We start from the raw sequence: 22,078 nt of genomic DNA, 5'->3' as shown, positions 1-22,078 counted from the left end.
GCAGTGTCAAAACCGGTCAGACGGCCAAACAGCAGATACTTCTACTTCATCAAGGAGGTGCCAGCGGATCTGCGCGAAATCGTCGGTAAGACCAAGATCAAGGTCAGCCTCAAGACGACTGACCCGGCTGAAGCGGCGGTCAGGAGCGAGGAGCTTGATGTTCTTTGGAATGGCAATTTCGCCTCACTCCGGTCAGGGATAATATCTCTGACTCACGATCAGAGGGTCGCTGCTGCTGGGGTTTTCTACCGGCGGTGTGTCGATCGGTTTCGTGATGATCCGGACGCTCTATTACAAGAGACCGGGGCAGCCCTTTGGGGCTTTGTCGCAGGTGACCCAGGTACGAGAGTCCTTCTTGGTGGCAAGAAGGAGATCACCGATGTGCTGGTTCAAAGAATCAAGCGCACCCATAGCGGCCAGCTGAAGGACTTTCTGCTCGGCGAAGGTCTGCGTCTTTGCGAGGCCGACTTCGAAACCACCCTCACCTTTGTAAATCGTGCCATGTATCAGAGCGCCGTGCGCATCATGCGCTACCGCAACATGGACTACGCTCCCGACCCTGCAGATTACTGGCCGGCATGGGAAAAACCGACGCCGTTGGGCTCGAACGGCAAGCCTATGGTTCCCGAGCAATATGATCTACTCGCGATCTACGACGCTTATGCCGTACAGCAGGGTCATGCGCCTAAAACCGTTGCGAAGTTTCGCCCGATCCTGGAACAGGTGGCGCTGGAGCACCCTGACGTACGAACCATTACCCGGGAGTGGTGCATTGCATGGAAAAAGCAGCTGCTGGCCCGAGGGTTATCTCCCCGAACCGTAAAGAACGCCTATCTCAGCATTCTTGGTACAGTCTGTTCGGAAGCGCAGGGCGACCTCCTCATCGACGTGAACCCTGCGACCAAGATACGTTTGCCGGTACGGTCGAAGATTTTGACGAGAACAGTCCCGGGCTACAGCGATCACGAAGCCTCTGTCGTTCTGACAGCGACCTTCAGTGAAATGTCCGACAGGCTGCCGGACGACCAGAAACGCGCAAGACGTTGGCTGCCCTGGTTGTCATGCTATAGCGGCGCGCGCATTGGCGAATTGGCGCAACTTCGTGGAGCCGACGTCGTCAATGAAGCTGGATTCTGGTTCATCGAGCTGACCCCTAACGCTGGCCGTTTAAAGACGCGGCACCCGCGGCGCGTCCCGATCCATCCACACTTGATGCTGCAAGGCTTTGTCAAAATGGCAAAGGAAGTGGGAGATGGGCCATTGTTCGCCGACCCCAGCAGGCGCCGCTCGCTCGTACCGACCCCTAACAAGAAAACCGCAGAAAACATCGGTCGGTGGGTGAGGGACTTGGGTGTAAAGGACCCTGAACTCCAACCCACCCACGGCTGGCGGCATCGATTTCTGACGTTGCGGCGCGGGACCTCGATCCGACAGGACATGGCGCACTACATTACCGGTCATGTGGCGGTGAACGAGGGTGAAAGGTACGGAGGTTGGAGACCGGAAATTCTAGGCTCCGCCATGCAGGAGTTTCCATACGTCGACGCCGCAACGGGTACCCCGCGCCAAGGACCGGATGCCAATGCGCCGCGATTTTTTTCGCTTCCGAGTGAGGTCTATGGGGAAGAGTACTCGTAGTTGAGGACAATTCCAGCGACGTGGTTTGCTAGTCCACACTAAATCCAAAAGTCGCTGGGCGTGTTTGCAATGCTCGCTACGCGCCGGAGTGTCTGATTAGGGGCCCGATAACGGACTGACTGCTATTAGCGAGCGGCGGTCAGAACCTAACATTAGTCACCCACGGCATTGTCGTCGATCAAGCACTACAAGAGGGTCCGGTCGACACCCGCGGGTTGTCTTGATCGATACCACACCCTTTCCTTTGCAATCTGAGGATGCGCCATCATAGAAAAAAGAAGGGCAGCCTAGGCCACCCTTCTCAGCTTGTGTGCAGGTGCGGCAAGCCTAACCTTGCAGGCCTTTGATAATCGCATGCGCCTGCATGGACAGGACGTCGGAGGCAGTATCGGTCATCCTCCCATCTTCACGCGCCTGCTTGAGCAGGTCGAGGTATTCGCGAAGGTGATGAACGGCAAGGGCGTGGAACTGGGCGTTCTGCGGGGCCTCCGCAGTGTCGCCCTCAGCGACATTGCGGTGGGCTGCGTCGACCGCTGCCACAAGTTCTTCGCCGTCCACCATGTTGTAATAAACGGTGCTCAAGCGAAGGTTGCCCGTGGATGAGAAGTCCAGGCGGTAGTGGCTGCGGTCGAGGCAATACGTGCCGCATTCCAGGCCCGTTCCGATAACCGAGGCGTTGGCTTCCGCAATCGTCTGCTGGCCATCTTCTGGGAGAACGAATCCAGCGTCAATATTGGCCTCCACGGCTGCGCGGACCTTTTCAACATAGGCCTCGTGCGTCGGATAGAGTTGCGCGAGTGTTTCGGTGGGGAAGGGCTCCCAGACACCGATATTCCCGCATTCGAGGCCATCTGCTCGAGCCGTAGGTACAGCAATATCAGCAAGCTGGATGCCCCCCAGGGCATTACCCCTTTCATCTCGTTCCACCCAATGCTCGGCGGGTGCCCATTTGGGGATTGGCCCAGACGGGAGCGGAGTGCCATTTTCGATATTGGCCTTGAGGTGGTGAACGGCCGCATTAATGACATGGCTGATGGGGGTACGGGTGCGGGTCAGGCTTTCCCCGAGCGGGCCCGTCGGACCGCAGGCATCATTACCGGTCAAGCCAATGCCGAGGTCGCGCAGCCTCACGCCATTGCGCCCAACCCGTTGCAGGATGTCGCCATGCGACGAGCCGGAGACCCAGTAGGACTTGCGCAGCTCAGTTTCAGATTCCTCGAAAACGTCGTCGTACTCGCTCTCGCTAAGAACGCGGATTGCCGGGACCTTCAAGTCGTCGCGCAACGGCGAATTGTGGACTTGGAACAGAAAGCCGTCATAGATCGGAGCGCTAAGATGGAGGTAATTGGCATAGACGCTCATGCGCCGGCCCGACTGTGACATGCCCACGCCAATCAGGTTCCTGACGTCGAGGCCCGGAAGAATGTCGCCATTGTTTTTGAGGGCCGAGCCCACCTGCGCAAAAATGTCGTAGGCTGTCTCGCTCTCCAGGCAACACTCGTCGCTGGCGCCCGTGACATCAAGTTTTCCATAGCGTTCGGCGCTGAACTTCTTCAGGCCAAGCTCCTCATGCGAAATGCTGTTATCCTGCGCCGACAGGCCCACGTAGACATAGCCGTCACGCAACAGATGCTGATGCGACTGCACCCAGAAATACTCGCCGTCGAACCCATCCGAGACGTTGAGCCACTCGACGACCACAGTGCCATTGAAATCAGCCGGGTCAACGGGACGCCGAACAACCATTCGGGTGTGATAAGGGATGCCCGTCTCGACTACCTTTGCATTCTCAGTGGGGAGGGTATTGGGCGTTCTATCGGGGGCGTCATAGGTGTTTCCTACCCCGCTGACGAAATATTCTTCTTCGCGATAACCTCGGCTTTCAAGAGCGATATCGGTCGAGAAAAAAGTGTAATCGTTCGAAGGACTGTCGAAGCCTTCGCTCGCGAAGGGCCCGGTCACGGTCGGAACGACAACGCCAGCACCAGCTTGTTGGGCTATGGCGGAACTCGCCACCACCGAGGATGCAATTGCCGCTGCAGCCAACAAGGCATAGCGGGACCGTTGCCGCCACTTGGGCAGCCCATAAGCGTAAGTCATTGATGTCTCCTCATGGTCGGCCTAATCCGGCCAACTCCCGTTTGACCCTCATGGGGCCCACATGCATCAGGCTCGGCGACGAGGCTGTTTACATGACGCTCAGTTCTGATGATTGACAACGGGACCCGATCAAGTTCCTCCGACGGTCTCGTTGCTCTCTCATTTGAACGGCTCGCGACCAGCAGTAGAAATGGTAGCGCGTCCACAAGTCAACGAGGCACGCCTTCCGGGTGCGCCATTTGGTTAGCCCGCTCTCACATTCGATACCCTCCCACTCCAGTCGGGGTCTTATGCTGCAGGGGCGTGAAAGTGAGCTGGCTTGCCAGTGATTGCAGGTCAGTAAAGCAAGCTGACGCACCAAGATTGTTCGTTGAAGGAGGAGCGCGTGAACTTACGTCGCATTCTGTTGCTGTCGTCGTGCCTGGTCGGTCTTGCCCCCGTGGCAGCCTTCGCGGCGGACGGAGCTTTCCAAGTAGGCGCGGCCAAGGTGGACATTTCTCCGCCTGACGAGCTTTATCCCATCGCGCAGGGTCGCAGCTTCTTTGACCCGGTCAAAATGGAAAATGTCCAGTTGCCCTGGACCGGCACCCATGACCCGGTTTATGCGCGCGCCATGGTGATCAACAATGGCGAAACCGAAGTTGCCATGGTTACCATGGATGTCGGCGGCGTGCCCGTAGCGGCTGATCTGACCGCAATGATTGCCGAAAAAACCGGCATTGCACCTGAAGGTATCTGGCTAGCGGCAACCCATAATCACAGCATGCCCTCAGTAGGGCGCGCGCCCGGTAGGATAGCCGATCAGGCGTCCGACCCCGCTTCCAAGGCAATGCTGGACAAGATCCTTGCAGGAGCCGTTGAGGCGGTGGTGCAGGCCAAGGCGGACCTGCAGGATGCCCGCATGGGCCACGGAGCCGGCCAAGCCTATGTGAATGTGAACCGGGACGAGTTCATCGATGATCGCTATGTGATCGGCTATAACCCGGAAGGCCCGTCCAACAAGCGTGTGGATGTGCTCAAGTTCGAGTCTGTGGAGACCGGCGAGCCGATTGCTTTCCTGGTGAACTATGCCGTGCACAGTGTGGTCATGCTGACCGCAGTCACCAAGGATGGTGGCTCGGAAGTTACCAGCGATCTAGCCGGCTGGACCTCCAATTTCGTGGAGACCCACTACGACGACAAGCCTGTAGCTTTGTGGACAATGGGCGCCGCGGGCGACCAGAATCCGCTGTTTATGGCCCTTTACAACCAGTCCAATGAGGGACGGGTCAAACCGGGCAGCACCGATCTGGGCACAGGTGGCTGGGCCCTGCTGCATGCCCAAAGCGCGCGGCTGGCCGAAGAAGTGATCCGCGTTTCCGAGAAGACCGAAGCCGATACCACTGAAGTTGCCATCGGAGCGGGCGTGGCTACCGCCGTCTGCCCGGGCGGCAAGGTGATCATGGATCCCAAGACCGCTGCGGTGACCAATGAGGATGCTCCGGACGTCGAGTTGCGGCTGCAGGCCATCACCCTCAACGACGTTGCGCTCACCGGGGTAAACGGCGAGGTCAACACGGTGATCGGCGACCGGTTCATGGAACAGTCTCCAGCCCAAGAGACGATCCTGATCACGCATACTGCTGGATCGATCGGCTATATCCCAGATGACGAGAGTTACCCGAAAACGACGTTTGAGGTCACGAGCTCCCGCATGAAGCCCGGTTGTGCCGAGCCGGCGATCATCGAAGGCTTGGCCCAGCTGATTACGTCCGTATCGTCGAAGCCCTGAATCCCCGGGAGCGGGCAACCCGCTCCCGTTCGTCTTGCAGGCGAGCACAATGGACTCCGGGAAGATCAGTAAAGTCAGCTGCGCGCCGTCAGGCGGCATAGTGGCACCCCCTCAGCCTCGGTTCCGTTCGGCGCGGCTCCGCTGCACGCAAGCTTGAAAACCTCGTGGCAACCGCATGGATGAGGGACAAGAAAGGGACCAGATCGGCATGGTTCATTGTTTATCCCCTCGGGCTAGCCAAGATTATCTGGAGCTCACCATCGAGTCCAAGAACCTTGGCGTTGTGGGACAAATCCCGTTTCTGGAGCGCTTGTCGGTGCTCACGGCAGTAGGTTCCCCAGGCGCTGCCATCGTGTATGCCCGGGCCGTACTGGAACATGCCCAGTGGGTTGGCGGGCCCCCACTGCTCGGGGGAGGAGTCTTATGCAGTCCGCTTTCGTCCAAGCTCAGTTTCCCAGGTCGCGCCGGATGCGTGTTCGAAGTCTTGGAAGGGAAACTTGCCCCATGGGTCATCAGAACCGCTGACGAAGACATTTTCCCCTCGATACCCAGTGCTCGGCACAAGGAAAATTCTGCTGAACGCCTGGATGTGTTTCTGGGCTGGAGTTATTGCGGATCACAGCAGTCCGGTCGCCTCGACCTGCCCTTGCTGGTTGCCCTCTGGAACGACGAGAAGTTTCGCGGCGTAGTTGCGGAGGCCCTGCAGTATTGTGGGGACCGCCACGACAGGTATCGGTGGCGCTTGCTGGCGTAAGGCCCCAATCGTTCGGGCTTGCGCGTCTGAATAGGTGAACCAGCTGGGTGCAAGCCCGGCGAGCTGGATATGCCCGCCCCCGCCGCTCTCAACAGTGCCCGAGCCTGACAGAGATAATCCAAACAGCAGCCGCTCAGGCGTAGATTTCCATCACCCCATTATAGATCGAGACCAAGCCGACTACGCCAATGACGAAGCGTGTGTAGCGCTGGAAGTGTGCCTCGCTCATCCATTCGAGGACGAATTTGCTGAGGAAGGTTCCGAGGATGGGAAATATCAGGGCTACGGCGAGAAATTCCGGACCCAGCGCCACCGACATGCCCGACAGCGCGAGAAAGTAGGCCGTTTTGGTCAGGTTACCGATGAGCTGGCAGCCTGCCTTGGTTGCTACGATCGTCTTGCGGTCAAAGCCGGTGCGGATAAAGAACGAATCCACCAAGGGTCCGGCAACGCCAGCGACCAGGGTCACCGCCATGCTCGCAAAGCCGCAGAGCAGTCCGCCCGCCGGCCGGTCGGCCTGGGGCACCCAGTGCTTGGGCAACGCCATGACAAGAAATGGTGCTAGCCCCAACATGATCAGCACCACGGCACGATTAGGCTCGAAGCGGAAGAAGCTGAAGATGGCCACGGCGGCAAAGGTGCCCCCAGCGAAGTAGCCCACGATGCGCCAGCGTGTGAACCGGCGCCAGGTAACGACCCGCCAGAGATTGCCGGTCGCCTGCGCCAATCCGTGCAGCGCCATGGCGGTGGCGACGTCGAGCCCCATGGCAAGAAGCACAAGCAGGAGCACCATGCCGCCCGCCATGCCGAACACGCCGGACATGAACGAGGTCAGCGTTATAACCGCCGCGAGCCCAAGCGCGAGCATCGCGCCGGTGCCTAGCCGAGATAAACCGGGTCAGGGCGGGAGAAGTAGCAAAGTAGGGTGTGGGTGGCCAGTGCGTAGTTCTTGCCGTTCAGTGCAGCATGGGCCACGCCAGGCAGGATGATTAACTGCTTGTCCGGGTTGGGCAAGCGGGTGAAGAACGCGAGGACGTCCTCCTGGGAGGCAATTCCATCCCACTCCCCGCGCATGATCATCACTGGTACCGCGATGGTTGCTGGATTCATCACCGGCAACTTGGTGCACATATCGATATAGGTGCCGTTGGGAATGGAAGTATCCAGTTCGAGAACCGCGTCCGCAAACGCCTCAACAACCACTTCATCTGCGCTGCCGGGATGGTCCCGGTTGAAAATCGAAACGAGGCTTGCCCGGTCAATGGGGCGGCGCAGCGAGGTTGTGAGTTCAGGCAGGCGCTTGCGCCGCTGTTCGAGCGTCGGGCTGCCCTCACCGGTCCATACCACCGCGTCCATCGCCAGACGGCCCACCAAAGCGGGGTCGCGCGCGACGTAGACAGCCGCCCGCAGGGCGCCGGCCGACCCCCCGTACACGTGGATATTGGTGTCCCCGGTCATCTCGTTGATGAACTTCATCACCACTGCCAAGTCATCGGCGCCATCGGCAATGTCGAAGAGCCGGTCGCGGTGCTTGGATGATTTCCCATAGCCTTCACAGTCGAAAGTCCACGCGTTCCAGCCTTGCGCCGCAAGGCTTTCCATCAACGAGTACTGCGTGCTCCCCCCAACGATCAGGTCAAAGCATGGCAGGGACGCCTGCGAAGAGCCGTGCACGAGCACGATGTTGCCGCGTGCCGTCTTGGCATCGGCGGGACCTTTGCGCCTGGCGAAAAGCTGGACGCCCTCGTCCTTCTCCAGGGAGAAATCCTGCTGCTCAATATTGCCCACGGTTTGCACTCCACTAGACCAATGACACGATTGGTACAAAGCCCAAACGCCTGTTGACAGGCTGATTACCAGATTTCATTGTAGGCGCAAGCACACCAAAATGAAAATTGGTCCGCCCATAACTGGCCAAGCCCCTGGAGGAGTTCATGACCAACTTCAAGATTAATCGCCGAAACATGCTGATCGGGATGGGGGGCGCGATGGCGCTTGGCGCCATGCGGCCAGCCTTTGCGCAGGACAATTATCCCTCAAGCCGGTTCAATGTCATTGTGCCGACCGGGCAGGGTGGCAATGCCGACATGATGGTGCGTGCCTTCGCCAATTCATGGTCGCCCATGCTTAACAACCAGTCCTTCGAGTTCGAATACCACCCCGCGGCCAGCGGACAGGTCGGCTACGAGCTGTTCATCAACCAGCGGGCTCATGACGGCTACAACATGCTGTTTGGCAACATGGGCCCCGAGATGATCATGTATGTCACCCAAAGTCCGGGCTACAAGTTCCCTCAGGACTACACCTATTTCTGCGGTGTGGACGTGGATGACTGCGGCATTTTTACCCGCCGCGACAGCCGCTTCCAGACCCTTGAAGACGTGATCGAAGAAGCACGCAAAGCTCCCGTAAATATTTCGATGACGCGGATGGCCCATCCGGGCGCCCTTGGGCTGCTTGCCTTGGCGGAAGAAACCGGGGCGCAGTTCAACTTGATCCCATACGGAGGCGGGAACCCGGCGCTGACGGCTGTAGTCAATGGCGAAGTCGAGCTGGGTGGCGGCGGCATTTCGGGCGTACCCAACGAGGCCAATGGTGCGCTTCGGGTTCTTACGGTGTTCAATCGGACCAAGAATCAGCTGGCGCACATGAACGAGAACGCGCCGCTGGTGAACGACGTGCTGGGCACGGATCTGCCCGACTTCTACACCACGCGGTCCTTTGCCATGCACAATGACTGGATCGAGGCCAATCCCGAAGATTTCGAGATGCTCAAGGCTACCGCGGCCAAGGTGTTCGCCGAGCCCAGCTTTGAGGAAGGCATCAAGAAAACAACCCAGCCCTGGGACGCGATGCGCTATCTCGATCAAGAAGGCTGCATGGCTTACGCCAAGGGGATCGCCGAGGTCGCCGAGCGCTTCAAGGCTCAGATCACGGCAGCCAGCTGACGACCATGACGGATATGTCCCCAAATCAAGCCCCGGCCGATGGCCGGGGTGACAACGAGTCCGCCTTGGCAACCCTGATCATACCCGTGCTTGCCGCAGGACTGACGGCCTACTACATGATTTCGACCGTAGGGCTGACCTGGGAAGCACGCAGCACTGGCTGGTTTATCGGGTCCGTGCTGCTGCTGTTTTGTGCTCTTCAGGTGCTGCTGACGCTCCGGCAGGCGCTGGCCGGCAGGATCAGCTTTGGCTTTGGCGACCTGTTCGAGAACTCCCAGAACAACCGACGCCGCCTGGCCCTGCTGCTCGCCCTCACGGTCTTCACTGCCCTTCTGCCGTTCACCGGCACTACGCTTGGCCTGGCCTTGGTGCTTTGCGTCGGCATGCTGATCATGGGTGTGCGCAACATCTGGCAATTGGCGGGCATTTCCCTAGCGACTGCCAGCTTCGTTTTCATTTTGCTGATCTGGCTGGCCGGGAGCCGGCTACCGCAGGGGGCGCTTGAACACGCCCTGCTGTCGATCCTGCCCTAACAAGAGCAAAAGCCATGGAATTCCCTTTCGCTCTCGTGGGCGATCTCTTTATGCAGAACCTGGGACTGTGGTGGATCATTCTACCCGCGACCCTTATCGGCATCGTGGTTGGTATCCTCCCCGGTTTTGGCGCGCAGAACACCTTGATGATGCTGCTGCCGCTCACGCTGAGCATGGACGTCACATCGGCTCTAGCTTTCATGATCGCGCTTTACTGCGCTACCCAACTGGGGGGCGGCGTGCCGGCGATCCTGTTCAACATGCCCGGCGAGGGTGGGGCCGCGGCAACTGCCATCGACGGCTATCCGATGACGCGGAAGGGCAAGGCCCAGCAGGCGCTGGTGCTCTGCTTTTCCTCATCGGTCCTGGCCGGCCTAATTACCACAGCAATCACCATCGCGACGCTGCCGCTGCTGGCCCAGCTCAGCTACGTGATCCGCAGCGTCGAGATGATCGCTTTTATGGTGCTCGGACTGACCCTGATCGCGGCGATCGCCTCGCGAGACATGCTCAAGGGCTTAATCGCCGGCTTCATGGGCCTGATGATCGGTTCAATTGGTGCCGATCCTATCTTTGGCACGCCGCGTGCCACCTTTGGCTTCGCCCAGCTTTATGACGGCGTTCCCCTGATTGCCGCCCTAATCGGTTTGTTCGGCATCTCCGAGGCGTTGGTGATGCTGGAAGAAGATTCCGTCGTGCACAAGAAGGACCAGTCAACGGCTCGTCGCGCGAGCTGGCTCGACACCCTCGATGGCCTACGCCTCACGGTGAAATACTCGTGGCAGATCGTCTGGACCTCGTTGATTGGTCTGATTATCGGCATTCTGCCCGGTGCCGGGGCCACCGTCGCGGCCTTTATCGCCTATCATTACTCCAAGCTCTTCTCCAAGACTCCGGACGAATACGGCAAGGGACACCCTTGCGGGGTCATCGCACCGGAATCCGCCAATAATGGCGTGACCTCCGGTACGCTGGTTCCCGTGATGGCCCTCGGTATCCCCGGCGGCGCAACGGGCGCCGTGATGATGATCGTGCTGGCCTATAATGGGGTCATCTTTGGGCCCCGTTTGTTCACCGATAATCCCGAGATCGCCTATGGCGTCTTCGTACAGATGTTCGTGGCCTATCTGCTTATGCTGATCCTGATCGTCCCGCTTGCTCGATATATGAGCCGCGTGGTGTGGATTCCCACGCGCTTTCTGGTGCCGCTCATCCTTTCGATGATCGCAGTCGCCGCATTCTCCGAGCGCGAATACATCTTCGATATCGGCGTGGCGCTTGGGTTCGGCGTGATCGGCTATATCGCGCGCAAGACCAATTACGAAGTCACCGCCATGCTGATTGGCGTGCTGATGGGGCCACTATTCGAGTCCTATCTGCTGCGCTCTCTTCGAGTCGGTCAGGGCGACCCGATGATCCTGTTCTCGTCACCCATCGGCAACGTGATCTGGCTCATGGCCCTCGCTTCGGCAGTGTTCCCCTTTATTCGTGCCCGCCGAAAAAATGGTGTGCTGGCGCAAGCAGCAATGGCAGGCAACGATGACTAAGTTTCGCACCGACACGCCCGTGGTCCATACCAATGCGGGGCAGGTGAAGGGTTTTGAGAACCACGGCATCCACACGTTTCTGGGCCTTGCCTATGGAGCGGACACTTTTGGTCGGGGGCGTTTCATGCCTCCACGCCCGGCCGCACCGTGGACCGGGGTTCGGCTGGCTTACTGCCATGGCGATATCGCACCCCAGGCGCCGCGACGGCCAAGCTCGCCCGACGATCGCGCCTTCATGGAAGATGCTTTGCTGAACGGGCTGCAGGGTGGCACCCAATCCGAAGACTGTCTGCGCCTCAACATTTGGACCCCGGGTCTCGATACTGCCCGTCGGCCCGTCCTCGTCTGGTTGCACGGGGGGCACTATTCCCTGGGCTCCGGCCACGATCTGGCTGCCTATGAGGGCAGCAATTTGGCACGCCGCGGCGATGTCGTCGTGGTTTCGCTCAATCACCGGCTCAATGTCCTCGGACACCTAAACCTCAGTGGCTTTGGAGACGAGTTCGCCTCTTCGGCCAATGTCGGGATGCTGGACATAGTGTTGGCGCTGCAATGGGTGCGCGACAACATTGCGGCCTTCGGCGGCGATCCCGACTGCGTCACCATTTTTGGGCAATCGGGCGGTGGCGGCAAAGTCACGACACTGATGGCTATGCCTGCGGCCAAGGGGCTGTTTCACCGCGCCATCGTCCAAAGCAATTGCGCCCTGCGCCAAATGGATGTGGAAACATCGCTGTCGCTGACCGCGGCCGTGCTGGATGAACTCGGCATGCCCCATGCCGATGCAAGCCAGTTGCAGGAGGTGCCCTATGCTCAATTGAGTCGCGCTGAACTCGCTGCAGTCGCTAGGCTCTCGCCGCCGTCCAATCCGGCCCGTCGCAATCGACGGATTCGCTGGGAGCCGGTGGTTGACGGAAATGTCCTTCCGCGCCATGGCGGCTGGCCGGACACTCCTGCCATCAGCGCTTCGGTGCCAATGCTGGTGGGAACCACGCTTAATGAGTTTACTCACGCCATAGGCCAGCCTGATTTGGAACAGCTCAGTTTCGAGGAGGTGGCAGCCGACTTCGCCCACTCGTTTGGGCCTTCGGCAGATGCGGTACTCACGACATTCAGGGACCGCCATCCCGACGATCGGCCCTTCGACATCATGTCGCGCGCTTATTCGGCGACCATCCGGCAATGTGCCGTTGAGCAGGCGCAGGGCAAAGCAGCTCTTGGCGCAGCCCCCGCTTGGCTATATTGGTTTTGCTGGCAAACGCCGCTTTTGGACGGACGCCCCAGAGCCTACCATAATGCCGAATTGCCGTTTGTGTTCAATAATGTCGAGCGCTGCAGCCACGGCACAGGGGGCGGCCAAGAGGCCGTCCGCCTGGGTGAAATCGTGGCCGACGCCTGGGTCGCTTTTGCCCGGCATGGCAATCCTGAACATCCCAGATTGCCGGCCTGGCCATGCGTGACACCGGATGGGGCACAAACCATGATCTTTGATGCGGCGTCGCGCTTTGAAACCAATCCGGACCATGACGAGCGCATGGTCGTCGGAGCAGCTTGACGGTTACCATAGTGAGCAATCGGATCGCCGCGACGCAGCAGATGAAGCAGTGGCTCTCGAGCGGGCAGTGGCCGGTGAACAGCCGCGTGCCGCCTGAGCGGGAACTCGCCGAGCAACTGGGAATTTCACGCGGCGCGCTGCGCCATGCGCTCGGCGAGCTGGAAGCCGAGGGCTATATCTGGCGCCATGTGGGAAAGGGCACCTTTGTTGGCGCGCGCCCCGAGGACGCCGGGGAAAGCACTTCCGCATTGGCGGCGCGCACCAGCCCGACCGACGTGATGACTGCGCGTCTCATCATGGAGCCGAGCGCCGCGCGCCTTGCGGCGCTCAATGCATCCTCGTCTCAGATCAACGAGATGCATCGGTGCCTCATGCGAACCGAGGCCGCCAAGACCTTCCAGGAATATGCTTTTTGGGACGGCAAGTTGCACATCGCCATCGCCCAAGCGACGCGCAATGTGCCCCTGACCCATTTCCTCGAGACACTGCACAATGTCCGGCACGTGGCCTTTTGGGGGCGGCTCAGGGATAAGCAGCCTCCATCCCCCTCCAATCCCAGTCTTGAGGAACACCAGCGGATCGTCGAGGCGATCGAGCAGCAGGAACCCGAAGTGGCTGAGCAGTTCATGCTTGGCCATCTACAACGGGTCCAACGCGGCATGCACGGGCAAATTCTAGAGGCGTAAACTCTGCTCCGCTACAGGCGGGCCCGATCGACGGAAGCGGAGAGACCGAGCGGGGTATGTCGATGACAGCCAGATTGACCACTTGCTTTAGATCGGCTGGCACCGGTCGCGACATCAACATTCGGCATCTGCGGGCGTTCGATGCCGCCGCAAGACTGGAAAGTCTCAATCAGGCAAGCGAAGCCGTCCACATGTCGCAGTCGAGCGTCGTCTACGCGGTCAAGCGGGTCGAGGGGATGTTTGGTACTCGGCTATTGCAAAGGGGCTCCAGTGGAAGCCGAGTGACCCCGGCGGGCGAACTGGTGAGCCGACGACTGTCGGCGTTCTTCACGATGTTTGAAGCGGCAGTTGCGGCGGCCCTTATGCAGGCGCAATTGAGCAAGGGGCATGAATGTGCTCGCCTTACTGGCGCATTGACCTGGCAGCACATGCTTGCCGTTGTCGGTATCGCGAGGCTCACCCAGGCGCGTTTAGTGGCAACCGCGTTGGGGGTATCCGCCAGCGCCGTTCTAACGAGGCTGCGGGATACCGAAAGACTGTTCGGTTGCGTTCTGTTTGAGCGCAGGGACAACCAGATTTTTCTCAACCCTGTCGGTCAGGTCTTGGCTGAGGGGCTTAGTCAGGCTATCCGGGAGCTGGACTATGCGATTGATGATCTTGCGGCTTATGTCGAGACACCGCGCCCGACCATTGCCATCGGCTGCCTCGGTTTTGCGCGGTTGGTCTTGATCCCTTTGGCAATCTTGAACTCTCCCGACAGCGAGAGCTCATTGGTGCTGAGAGTTATCGACGACACCTTTCCTGTGATGGCAGCCAAGTTGCGGTCGGGAGAGTTGGACTATCTAATCTGCACCAAGAAAGCTGGCGTGGATACGCGGGGCCTGGAAGGAGAAAACCTCTTTCAAACCCGCTTTGCCGTGGCCTGCCGCCGCAGCCATCCGCTCGCCACTGCCCGTCGCGTTTCGGTCGAGGATCTGTCCAGGTTTGAGTGGATCCTGCCACTTCCTCAAACGGCGCTGCGGCTCGCCTGCGAGGAGGTTTTCAAGGACACCGGCCTTCCCAACGGAATTTCGGTCGAAACCCGCTCGGCCGCGCTCTCTTTTGCCATGCTGCGCTCGAGCGATCGGCTGATGATCGTCTCGGAGCACGAGATGCAAGCTGGTGGAAACGGTACCGACTTCGTTGCCCTGCCGTTTTCCTTGCCTATCCCTCCACGCGAGGTGGTCATCTACCGGCGAGAGGCATTCTTCGCACCGCCTCATCACGCCCGTTTTCTCGATCATCTCAGGGCAGTGGCGGCAACCCTGTCGTTGCCGGGACGCTCGGCTGCCGATGCCTCAGCAGCGTAACAACGTCAGGGTTTCGCGGCAGCTCCTAGCGTGGATCACGCGGGTCGCACGCCGCCAGAAGCTACTCGGGATGCGGCCACGCCAAGGGCGCGACCGCATCTTTCTTTAGTTCGTCAGGGCAGACTGCTCGATGCCGCTCAGCTCAAAGACGCGCATGCGGTTTACCTCGTCGCGCGAGGGATAAGGCGTTTCGGTCACCGAATAAGCGTAGCCGGCATTGAAGCGCGTGAAATTCGGCGCCCCGTCGGGCTGCACCCATTCGGGTAAACCTTCGCCATTTGGGTTGCCCGTTTTTACGAAGTTGGCCAGATAGGTGGAGATCGTCTCGCCCATCCGCCTGTCCGCGTCGGTCCAATGGCGCTGGCCATGCCAGTCGCGCATGGAGTTGAAGAAGTACCACAGATCGGACGAGTGGTAGGCACCGTAGAACTCCGAGTTCCGGCCCGGTGGGCTGTGGTTGAAGTAGAAGGCGTAGACATTGCTGTCTTGGTTGTTGGCCTTGACATACTCAGCCGAAATCAACGCCTTCTGGAACTCGAGGTCAGCACTGGCGCGCAGTGTCATACGATAGGCATCCTGTGGGTCCGAAGGCTGGTAGGCCTCCTTCCAGTCCTCGTTGCCATAAAGGTCCGTCATGGTTTTGGCGAATTCTTCGTCCGACATGGTCTTGTCAGGGCCGCCCCATTGCGACGTCCGCTCGTCCGAAGCCCCACCGATCATCAGATCAATGCCGTCCAAGGCTCCTGGCTGCAGCAGATCAACCGAGTCCGTGGTCAGCGAATAGCCGTCGATGATGTACTCGCCCACCTTCTTGTCGAGCGCCATGTAAAGGATGTCATCCCCGACGCTATTTTGCATGAAGTCATCGGTCGGCAGGGCCCGAAGCTCGTCTAGGCTCATGGGCTTGCCGAAGATTTCCTCGATGGCGGCAGCGTTATCGGCTTGAGCGTCTTCGAGCGATTTAAACTCGAGTGGCAGGATGCCGCCAAAGCCGCTCTGCACCACAGCGCGCTGGAAAAGGCCCTTTGCCAGCGGGCTTCTCAGCAGCGTGATGGTGTTACGCCCTCCGGCGGACTGCCCCCCAATGGTCACGCTGGCGGGATCGCCGCCGAAATTGGCGATGTTGTCCTTGACCCATTGCAGGGACGCGACGAGGTCGAGCAGAGCATAATTGCCTGAGGCCCCTTCCGGACCCTCTTGGCTCAGTTCCTCCAAGGCCAGGAATCCCATTGGACCGACGCGATACTGGACCTGAACGACGATGATGCCTTGTTCTGCCAGCTTGGACGCCCAGAACTCGATCTCGGAAGCATAGCCGTGATCGTTGCCGCCACCATGGATCCAGACATAAACCGGCAGCTTTTCATCCGCGCTTTTGGCGGGCGTATAAAGATTGAGCGCGAGGGAGTTCTCGCTTGCTGGCGGCAGGAAGGCCCGGTCGTAGTAGAACTCGTCGCCCCAGAACTGGCCTACGGGATTAAGGTTGATGTCCTGCACTACCTGGTCCGGCCACCGGTCCATGACCTTGACGCCCTCCCACGGTTCAACCGGCTGCGGGCCGCGCCAGCGATTGGCGCCCGATGTAGGAGCCGCAAACGGAATTCCCTTGAACAGTTGCACGCCCGCAATGTCAGTTGGAACGCCTTGGGCTTTGCCGCCGACAACCTCGACAACGTCGATCGGAGCCGCGAAAGCGACAGGCAGGGTCACCATGAGCCCGCTCAACAGCACTGTTCCGGCGAGCAAGTTGCCCAATAGGGGCCGTCGGCCCATTTTATTTACACTCGAATGCATTGAGTCCTCCCTTGAGATGCTTTCAAACAGCATACCTCCAGTTTTCCGATCTAGCGCGGGCCTCGCCGGCGGGATGCTGTCGTGCACTGCCGATCAGACCGCACACCTGGTCAACTGGATGGGCACTTGCCCTGTCTTTATGTAGGCAAGTATGGAACCGGTAGATTTGCTGCTCGAAAATGATCAGACGCCGGATGCTAACCCGGTATGGTTGGCCCGCGTTATTCAATCAGGCTGTAAGGATATCGAATGTGGAGTAAAGTGCGACTTTGAGGCCGGGAGCGGTCAGTCAGCTGCTAGACAATGTTCGTCGCAAGCAGACACTCGCCACATGCGTGCACGGCGGACTGGGGTGGGGTGGGTGGAGACACGACGGGCCGCTTCGCGGCCTGCATACCTGCAACGATCATTGATGCTAACTGCCGTCTTTTCTGAAGGTGTTGATCCTTATCTCCCCACCAAGAAGGGTCTCCTTGAACGAGGAGATCACATCTCTTTCGTCAAGCCAGCGAGCTAGCATTCGGTTTCTGTCGTTGTTTTCGAGTCTCGGGAACTTGCCAAACGTTGCGATGTCCGAATACGGGCTGGGCAGGTGCGCGAGGACCTCGCGAACGTCGAGAACCGACAGCAGCTGATGCATCTTGTTCAAAAGCGAGATCTGCACGTTGATCCCGGGCGAGTGAACGAGCACCGCCTTGATGACGTCAACGCTGTAATCCAACTTGGCCTCCGGGGACCTTTCAAGCAACGGGCCCACGATGGCGGCTACCTGCGGAGTTGAGGCAATGTAATCCTCGCTCATGTCCGCCAGAACCGCGAGCTTCTGTGCCTCTGGAACCTTGCGTAGCAACTTGCCGCGGAATCCGTCGTTGATCGTGTAGCCCGGCTTGTCGGCTTCGTAGGCCGCGAAATTCACCGACAAGAACAGGACCTGTAGCTCTTCTTCTTCCAGCTCGTTGAAGGATGAGGGCGAGAAAATGACCTTGTGTTCCTCGATCAACACCCTTCTCTTCGCCTCATCGACGCTTGGGAAAGCTACGGAAGGGCGCGGCAGCATCCGGACGTAAGACCGGTAATGGTCCGCATCGAGGGAATCGTTGCCTAAGACGAACTGCCGGAGTGGTTGCGCCGCTTCGCCGTCCGGAATTGGCTGACGTGCCAGAGCCGCAACGACTTGTTCTTTTTGAAGATAATCGGTGAGAACATCGGCGTCATAGGCGTCGGAGCCCATGTAGTGCAGGCAGTTTGTCCAGGAAGGCTCGACATGTTGTCCTTCCAAGGCGAGCTGTTGGAATTCAGCCGGAACGTCCTTAAGATGCGGGAACTTCTCGGTTTGCCTTCTTAGGAATCCGGCTTTTAGGTCCAGGCTGACGTCTTCCCGTTCCAGTACCGTCGATATCGCCCGTTGATTTTCATTGGTGTTCGTTGGCAGGGATAGCAGCACATCGCGCACATACTTCGGAAAATCTGCTTCGATACGCTTGAGCAGCGCCTTGTCGTTGGCGGTTTGTAATGTCGTGAGATGCCGGCTTTCGAGGGTCTCCATGTGGGGCCAGCGAACCACGTGACCCAGGACGTGCCTGATGTTCTCGATGGTTAGGCGATAAAGTCCCTCTTGAGCGACAAAGGATTGAGCCTCCGGATACTCGGCCAGCGAAGCGACTTCTGTTACTTGGACGCCCAGTGACCGGAAGCGCGTCACGTTTATATCCACCGGCTCAGCAAGAACTTGGCGAGCGTTCTCAGACAAGAACGATTTTAGCGGGCCTGCGTTTGCAGTTACGTTCAAGACCCTGTCGGAAGTGTAGGCCAACATCCGGGCGGCGTGTGGCACTCCCTCCGCCCCATCCAACGCCACTGAGGCGAAGGATGGCCACTTCGCGACGAGTGTTTCAATGAACTCGGCAACCAGGGTGCCCGTGGCGTAGTAGCTGCGGAAGAAATCCGCGCTGGCGAGAAAATTGTCCGAGATGAAGCGTATGGCATCGGTAATGCGGGTGGCATTTGCAACCGCGTCGGTAAACAGGTGGTCGACGATAAATCGGTTGAGCACATATGCCTGCCCGAAATCCGTCGCACGCATTGAGGCGACCACTTCCACGACATTGTCGAGAGGAAAATCCGGAGGGGGATTGTTGTAGGCGCGAATTTTGATCAGGTAGCTGTTGTCGTTTGGGGACAGGCGGCCACGGTGAAAAAGGGAAGTATATTGGTAGTAGGTGTCATCCAGGTGGCCCTCGAGGATTAGGTATCTCAGAAGATCCTGGTTTTCACCCGCACCGACAAACAGCTCTTCGATAAGTTCGGCGCTCTCGCGGACGACCTCGTTGAATCTCCGGATCCGAACGGTCGACAATTGCTTGGTAAGTTCCCGGACCCGCTTCTCGGACTTCTGTCGGAACTTCGCCGACTTGAGCTCCATGTCGGCTCTTCTTTCCTCAAATGAGCGGGTCGGATCCATTGAGTCTTCGACATCGCTGATATCAACCGCTGTCCGGTTCCCATAATGCGGGACGGAAAGAGTCACCGTCCTTTGTGCAAGAAGCTTTTCCAGAGTGTCGCCCTCTGAAATCTGGCTGAGGTTGATGGCGGCACCTGGGATTTGGATGATAGAGTAGTTGGCGGGCACGCGCTCCACGATCGCCATCGCATACACCTTGCGTAGCTCGGAATGGTCACGGAGAGCCTGTGCTTCGCCGAGTTCCAGGTCGGCCTCGATGGCCGAAATCTCCTGTCTAATGCCGACTTCGACCTTGGAGACGTATTGCTGGTAGCCGGCCAATACCTGCGACAGCACCCCCTCCTGGCGATGCAAGGCTGCGAAATCCCCGGGCATCGTGTTCTTGTAGATGAGGACGGCTAGCAGTTTGTTGGGGTCGAGCAGGCCTTCCTGATCAGCATCGAGGTTCGTAGAGTAGACCACATACTCGTTGAAGATGTTCCGGATTAACCGGAGGTCGCTTAGGTACCGCGACACCTCGCGGACGAATTGCTTGTTCAGCCGCTTGTCTAGCTCGATCCGTTGGCCTTGCTCGAGGACTTTGTCGATCGAATTGGAGTGGTTGATGACCGGAATGACGGGGACGATGAACTCGAAGAACTTCGTGCGATCCGTATTGGCGAATATGTCGTCGCGCAGTGCATACAGGAACCGGACCCGTCGCTTGACCCCTTCGTTTGAGTTGATCAAGCCGTTGATCTCTCGGAGGGTGACGAATATGTCCGGGTTCTCGAACCGATCCAGATCCTCGATAACGACCAAGTCGTAGTTCGTGGACTGGAAAAAGTAGAGGATTTCGTCAAGGTGCCTGTTGAGTATGGACTCTTGGTCTGTCGCGGCAGGGGCGATCGTCACGTCCTTCAGCGAGATGCTCTTCAGGGAAAGACCGAGGCTGTTCGTGTAGATGCTGTGCACGAATTTCCACGCCAGACCCCCAACTGCCACGATGCAGAGGTAATTGAACCAGTTGCTGAGCTGGAACGGATCGAGGAGGTCGCCTGAAATAAATTCGTCTTGCTTGGAGAGCAGGTACCAAGCGCAGGCGAGGCCGACCGTGACCAGCAGTGACGTGCCGATGGCAATGCGTTTCGGCGCCCTAATCCTCTTGAACCGGGAAAATGGCAGTTTATGAGCATCAACCCCATAGAGGATTTGCTGGAGGATGCTCCGCTCGATTTCTTGCTTGCTTACCTTTCCGGGTTCTTCGCCATCCGGAAGGAAGGACGCCAAAGATAACTGCAATGGAAAACCGGAATACCTAGCAAGGAAGCTCTTTATGACACTGCTCTTGCCGGAGCCGTAGGGCCCGGTCAGCGCTATATTGAGCACGTCTTCGTTGCTGGTGGCGTAATCAAGAGCCTCGAAATATATCCCCGCATTTTCAACGTTCCCAGTAGGAGCCAGATCAACAAACCTTGTCGCGGTCGGTTTGGGTGGCTCGGTAATGCAAAATCTTTGAAATGCCGCACGCGCCTTGTTGGTAACCCAGTTCAACAACGGTGCGCCCCTCAAGCGAAACTATTCGTACCGACAATGCAGAGCATATCAGAGCCCAAGAAGCTACGCCCGCGCAACGGCAATTGCCGCAAGGGCCGCGGGCCCTTGTCGGCCTGCACCTTCGCATGCGCGACTGGCCGGCCGCTGAGTTTGTGTCCGCGGCCATTCCGACAGAGTCGAACAACCGACGTCCGGCGCGTGTGTGACGGAGTGGATGTCTGGTTTTGGAAGGCTCGAAACTAGTGGAAGGCCGGAATGGGGCGCGTTGCCGCCCGGCAACAACCGACCCATTGCCGCCCTTGCGCGTAAGCCTGCAGATTGCTGAAAGCTGCCACTCGACCAAGTTAGCCGTGGCAAACGACATGGCGTTGAGACTCTAGTCCGGTATCCACACCTAACCATCAACGAGCGTTGGCGGCCACCCAAGCTCCCGTCGGGGCTTAGGTACTGCTTCGGATAGCTATGTCGATCGGCAAGGTGAAGATCTGCGAGTACAATGGCTGACCCTCAAGGCGGGCTAGCAGCCGTTCGCCGGCTAGACGGCCCAGGTCGTAGTCGGAGATCTTTATGGTGGTCAACGGCGGATCTAGGTGGCATGCAAAATCGAGATCGCCATAACCGCCGATCGCCAAGTCGCTCGGAACGGCAAGACCCCGACGCCGCGCCTCGATAAGTGCACCCATCGCGAGCAGATCAGAACCGTAGAATATCGCTTGGCAATCCGGAAGCTGTAACAACACGCGGTCAACCGATGCCACACCATCGGAAACAGATTGATTGCCCTCTATGGGGACTACGACGGCGGCCGCTACCCCGTACGCCTTTAGGGCATTCTCAAACCCGTGCAGGCGCCGCTCGCCGTGGCCCAAGGTATGGCCGCAAAAGGCTACCCGCTTAAAGCCACGCCGGCCAAAATGCTCTCCCATGAGGCGGCCCGCCTCGAAGGAAGAAAACTGCACCAACATATCGACCGCATGCGTGCGCTCGCCCATTTCGACGATCGGAACCTGCAGGTTCATCAGCGCGCGGCGCGTGGAAACATCGCCCTCGACGCCGGCAAGCACCATGCCTGCTGGGCGGAAGGGCAGCACGGAATCGATCAGGTCAGCCGTCAGTTCGCCGCGCCAGCCAGTCTGGGCGAACATCAGACGATAGCGGCTGCCTTGGAATGCATCGATTATGCCCTGGGCTTCAGCGGACAGGTGCGGGTTCTGGAGGCTGGCGACAAAGATGGTGATGATTTTCGACCGGCCCGAGCGCAGGGTCGAGGCGATGGAGTTTACCACATAGCCAGTACGTGCCACCGCCTCATTGACGCGCTCACGCGTTTCTTCGCGCACCAGATCGGGCGTATTGAGGGTGCGCGACACGGTGATCGGGGAAACCCCGGCTTCGCGCGCCACATC

At 59.0% G+C, this 22,078-nt stretch carries 14 protein-coding genes; 8 read left to right on the top strand and 6 right to left on the bottom strand.

Annotated features, from left to right (window positions below):
• Positions 1-3 precede the first annotated feature (3 nt).
• On the top strand, positions 4-1,638 hold the full coding sequence (locus tag AC3YMN_RS18950; protein WP_489891243.1) for a DUF6538 domain-containing protein: 1,635 nt from the start codon (positions 4-6) through the stop codon (positions 1,636-1,638).
• A gap of 327 nt (positions 1,639-1,965) precedes the next feature.
• Here AC3YMN_RS18950 and AC3YMN_RS18945 read toward each other — a convergent pair whose 3' ends face one another.
• Entirely contained in the window at positions 1,966-3,738 is a 1,773-nt protein-coding gene (locus AC3YMN_RS18945) for an alpha/beta hydrolase domain-containing protein (RefSeq protein WP_489891242.1), read from the bottom strand.
• A 385-nt stretch (positions 3,739-4,123) separates the two neighbouring features.
• Between AC3YMN_RS18945 and AC3YMN_RS18940 the strand changes: the two genes are divergently transcribed.
• Entirely contained in the window at positions 4,124-5,509 is a 1,386-nt protein-coding gene (locus AC3YMN_RS18940; RefSeq protein ID WP_489891241.1) for a neutral/alkaline non-lysosomal ceramidase N-terminal domain-containing protein, read from the top strand.
• A gap of 887 nt (positions 5,510-6,396) precedes the next feature.
• On the opposite strand, the gene AC3YMN_RS18935 is transcribed toward AC3YMN_RS18940, so the two are convergent.
• Both AC3YMN_RS18935 and AC3YMN_RS18930 read right to left on the bottom strand, forming a co-directional pair.
• Positions 6,397-7,131, bottom strand: a complete 735-nt coding sequence (locus AC3YMN_RS18935; RefSeq protein ID WP_489891240.1) for a TSUP family transporter — start codon at positions 7,129-7,131, stop codon at positions 6,397-6,399.
• An 11-nt stretch (positions 7,132-7,142) separates the two neighbouring features.
• Positions 7,143-8,051, bottom strand: coding sequence for an alpha/beta hydrolase (locus tag AC3YMN_RS18930; protein ID WP_489891239.1), 909 nt, complete (start codon positions 8,049-8,051; stop codon positions 7,143-7,145).
• Positions 8,052-8,197: 146 nt separating this feature from the next.
• Between AC3YMN_RS18930 and AC3YMN_RS18925 the strand changes: the two genes are divergently transcribed.
• The 6 genes from AC3YMN_RS18925 to AC3YMN_RS18900 all read left to right on the top strand — a co-directional run bounded on the left by AC3YMN_RS18925 (position 8,198) and on the right by AC3YMN_RS18900 (position 14,881).
• Positions 8,198-9,211, top strand: coding sequence for a Bug family tripartite tricarboxylate transporter substrate binding protein (locus AC3YMN_RS18925; RefSeq protein WP_489891238.1), 1,014 nt, complete (start codon positions 8,198-8,200; stop codon positions 9,209-9,211).
• 65 nt (positions 9,212-9,276) lie between these two features.
• Positions 9,277-9,744, top strand: coding sequence for a hypothetical protein (locus AC3YMN_RS18920; protein WP_489891237.1), 468 nt, complete (start codon positions 9,277-9,279; stop codon positions 9,742-9,744).
• 14 nt (positions 9,745-9,758) lie between these two features.
• Entirely contained in the window at positions 9,759-11,291 is a 1,533-nt protein-coding gene (locus AC3YMN_RS18915) for a tripartite tricarboxylate transporter permease (protein ID WP_489891236.1), read from the top strand.
• On the top strand, positions 11,284-12,846 hold the full coding sequence (locus tag AC3YMN_RS18910) for a carboxylesterase/lipase family protein (RefSeq protein ID WP_489891235.1): 1,563 nt from the start codon (positions 11,284-11,286) through the stop codon (positions 12,844-12,846). Before AC3YMN_RS18915 ends, AC3YMN_RS18910 begins: the two co-directional genes overlap by 8 nt.
• Positions 12,843-13,532: a FadR/GntR family transcriptional regulator gene (locus AC3YMN_RS18905; protein WP_489891234.1), complete on the top strand. Its 690-nt coding sequence runs from the start codon at positions 12,843-12,845 to the stop codon at positions 13,530-13,532. The genes AC3YMN_RS18910 and AC3YMN_RS18905 overlap by 4 nt, the downstream gene beginning before the upstream one ends.
• 56 nt (positions 13,533-13,588) lie before the next feature.
• A complete protein-coding gene (locus AC3YMN_RS18900) occupies positions 13,589-14,881 on the top strand; it encodes a LysR family transcriptional regulator (RefSeq protein WP_489891233.1) in 1,293 nt (430 codons plus the stop codon).
• A 105-nt stretch (positions 14,882-14,986) separates the two neighbouring features.
• Here AC3YMN_RS18900 and AC3YMN_RS18895 read toward each other — a convergent pair whose 3' ends face one another.
• From AC3YMN_RS18895 to AC3YMN_RS18885, 3 genes are all read right to left on the bottom strand, one after another.
• Positions 14,987-16,606, bottom strand: coding sequence for a carboxylesterase/lipase family protein (locus tag AC3YMN_RS18895; protein ID WP_489891232.1), 1,620 nt, complete (start codon positions 16,604-16,606; stop codon positions 14,987-14,989).
• A 484-nt stretch (positions 16,607-17,090) separates the two neighbouring features.
• Positions 17,091-20,672, bottom strand: a complete 3,582-nt coding sequence (locus AC3YMN_RS18890) for a YobI family P-loop NTPase (RefSeq protein WP_489891231.1) — start codon at positions 20,670-20,672, stop codon at positions 17,091-17,093.
• A 440-nt stretch (positions 20,673-21,112) separates the two neighbouring features.
• Positions 21,113-22,075, bottom strand: coding sequence for a LacI family DNA-binding transcriptional regulator (locus AC3YMN_RS18885; protein WP_489891230.1), 963 nt, complete (start codon positions 22,073-22,075; stop codon positions 21,113-21,115).
• Positions 22,076-22,078 lie beyond the last annotated feature (3 nt).

It is taken from the genome of Devosia sp. Z11_6, from assembly GCF_058133665.1.
Note: the sequence above shows the minus strand (reverse complement) of the source record. Positions and strands in the feature narration are given on the sequence as shown.

What these genes read in the sequence shown, in the direction of transcription:
- AC3YMN_RS18945 (WP_489891242.1), bottom strand. Translation starts at nt 3,738, where the DNA reads ATGACTTACGCTTATGGGCTGCCCAAGTGGCGGCAACGGTCCCGCTAT.
- AC3YMN_RS18935 (WP_489891240.1), bottom strand. Translation starts at nt 7,131, where the DNA reads ATGCTCGCGCTTGGGCTCGCGGCGGTTATAACGCTGACCTCGTTCATG.
- AC3YMN_RS18925 (WP_489891238.1), top strand. Translation starts at nt 8,198, where the DNA reads ATGACCAACTTCAAGATTAATCGCCGAAACATGCTGATCGGGATGGGG.
- AC3YMN_RS18915 (WP_489891236.1), top strand. Translation starts at nt 9,759, where the DNA reads ATGGAATTCCCTTTCGCTCTCGTGGGCGATCTCTTTATGCAGAACCTG.
- AC3YMN_RS18910 (WP_489891235.1), top strand. Translation starts at nt 11,284, where the DNA reads ATGACTAAGTTTCGCACCGACACGCCCGTGGTCCATACCAATGCGGGG.
- AC3YMN_RS18900 (WP_489891233.1), top strand. Translation starts at nt 13,589, where the DNA reads ATGTCGATGACAGCCAGATTGACCACTTGCTTTAGATCGGCTGGCACC.